Source organism: Burkholderia sp. HMSC10F09, assembly GCF_001806955.1.
Taxonomy (GTDB): domain Bacteria; phylum Pseudomonadota; class Gammaproteobacteria; order Burkholderiales; family Burkholderiaceae; genus Burkholderia; species Burkholderia multivorans.
This window is the reverse complement of sequence record NZ_KV786942.1, coordinates 2,030-4,309: the sequence shown is the minus strand read 5'-3', so window position 1 is coordinate 4,309 and position 2,280 is coordinate 2,030. Positions and strand designations below refer to the sequence as shown.

General features: G+C 66.5%; 2 protein-coding genes. Both read right to left on the bottom strand.

Annotated features, from left to right (window positions below; genetic code table 11):
- Positions 1-66: 66 nt before the first annotated feature.
- On the bottom strand, positions 67-1,644 hold the full coding sequence (locus tag HMPREF3115_RS28270; protein ID WP_006408010.1) for a DUF3138 family protein: 1,578 nt from the start codon (positions 1,642-1,644) through the stop codon (positions 67-69).
- Between the two features lie 101 nt (positions 1,645-1,745).
- Positions 1,746-2,280, bottom strand: a 535-nt coding sequence (locus HMPREF3115_RS32980) for an ABC transporter permease subunit (RefSeq protein WP_256276467.1), incomplete at its 5' end; no start/stop codon positions are given.

The window sequence follows — 2,280 nt, the reverse complement described above, 5'->3', positions numbered from 1 at the left end:
GCCGGCCGGCCGAAACGGCGCGGGGCGCGCGGCACCGCGCGGCACCGCACGCCCGCGCGAACGCGATCAGAACGAATAGATGAACTGCGTCGCGAGCAGATCGTTCGACTTGCCGTACGAGCCGTCGTTGCGCAGGAACACCTTGTTGTTCGCCCAGTCGTGCCGGTATTCGACCTTCACGGTGATCTGCTGCGTCGGATAGAACAGCAGGTCGAGCGCGACGTCCTGACGGATCGCGCCCTTGCAGTCGAAGCCGAGCCCGCCGTTCGCCTTCGACGTCGCGAGGCAGTCCGCGTCGACGCCGAAACCGTTGTACGGATCCATCCCGTTGCCGTTCAGCGCGATGCCGCCGCCGCCGCCGCCGTTCTTGCGGTTCACGAGCGCATCGTAGCGCAGCGTCACGCCCATGCGGCCGACCACCGGCGCGTTGAACTTGCGGTGCGCGAGCAGCGACAGCCCGTACCACTGCGCGAGCCCGCCGTTGTACGCCGCATGCTGCTGCTGGCCGTAGTCGAGTTCGGCGTTGTATTGCACGTCGGCGAGCGTGTAGGTCGCGTCCGCTTCTGCGAAGAAGAACGTGCCGTAGGCGCTCGGCGCGGCGCCGCCAACGCCGTACGACACGTTGCCGGTCGCCGGGTCGATCGCGCTCGGCAAGGTCTGCCGGCCGATGTTGAACGACCCGCCGATGTCGAGCGCGCTCGACCACGTGTAGTCCGCGCGTGCGGTGAAGGTCGGCACCTTGTTGCTGGTCGTGATCGGATCGCCGAGCGCGTTGGTGCCGGTCTGCGTGACCGAGCCGTAGGTGCGGTACTGCTCGTTGCCGAGGAAGAACTTCCACGCCCAGGCGCCCTTCGTGTAGTTCATGCCCGCGCCGACGTAGCTGCCCGGATCGGAGAAGTCGTACAGCAGGTTGTGCGTGAGCGTGAGCATCTGGTTCGACTGCTGGACCTCGTAGCCGCCGAAGCTCGGAATCAGGCCGGCGACGAGCGTCGTCGTCGCGGTGATCGGCACGTTCACGACCGCCGTGTTCAGCAGGTTGTCGGTAATCGAGCCGCGCGAGTTCTGCAGCAGCGTGATGCCGTTGCCGCGGTTCGGCATCAGCGTGATCTCGGCCGACGGCGCCATCGGGCCGACGCCGAACGTCTTCTTGATGTCGAGATAGAGGTCGCCGAACGTGCTGTTGAAGTAGTTGTACGCGTTCTCGTGGTTCGCGAACAGGAACGACGACGTGCCCGCCGCGCGGTTGTAGATGTAGGTCGGGTCGATGTAGCCGGTCACCGACAGCCCCGCGAGCGGCCCGGTGTTCGCCGCGTCGGTCAGCGTGTCGACCTTCAGCTGCTGGCTCGCGATCTGCTGCTTCATCTCGGTCACGTCGTCGTTGGTCAGCATGGCCGGCGCCTTGCCGTAATCAGGTGAGCCCGGATCGGCGGCCACCGCGACCGGTGCGACGGCGGCCTTCGTGCCGCCCGACGTATTCGCGGCGGCGCCCGGCCGCGCGGCGAGCTGCGCCTGCATCGCCTTCATCTGCTGCTGCAGCGCCGCCACCTGCGCCTGCAGCGCCTTGATCTGCGCGGATGTCGAGTCGGCCAGCGCGATGCCCGGCAGTGCGCCGGCCACCAGCAGACAGATCAGTTTCTTCTTCATTGCGGATTCTCCTTGTCGTGCGCGTCGTCAATGCGTGGTCGAACGGCGCGCCGCCTAGCGCGACGCGCCGGGTTGTTTTCGGGACGGATGGCAGGGCGGGCTTACGCGGCCGCGAACGCGTGCTTCAAATCGGCCACGCGTCGGCGTTCGCGCGCGATCATCATCCGGTTCACGACGATCACGCCGATCGTCACCGCGGTGATGAACAGCGTCGCGAGTGCATTCATCTCGGGATTGAGTCCGAGCCGCACGCGCGAGAACACGACGAGCGGCAGCGTCGTCGAGCCGGGGCCCGACAGGAACGCCGACAGCACCAGATCGTCGATCGACAGCGTGAACGACAGCAGCCAGCCCGACAGCAGCGCCTGCGAGATCAGCGGCAGCGTGACGACGAAGAACACCTTCAACGGCGTCGCGCCGAGATCGAGCGCCGCCTCCTCGAGCGACTTGTTCATCTCTTTCACGCGCGACTGCACGATGATCGCGACGTACGACACGCAGAGCATCACGTGGCCGATCCAGATCGTCACCATCCCGCGCCCCTTCGGCCAGCCGAACATCTGCTCGAGCGCGACGAACAGCAGCAGCAGCGAGATCCCTTGAATTACTTCGGGAATCACGAGCGGCGCGTTGATC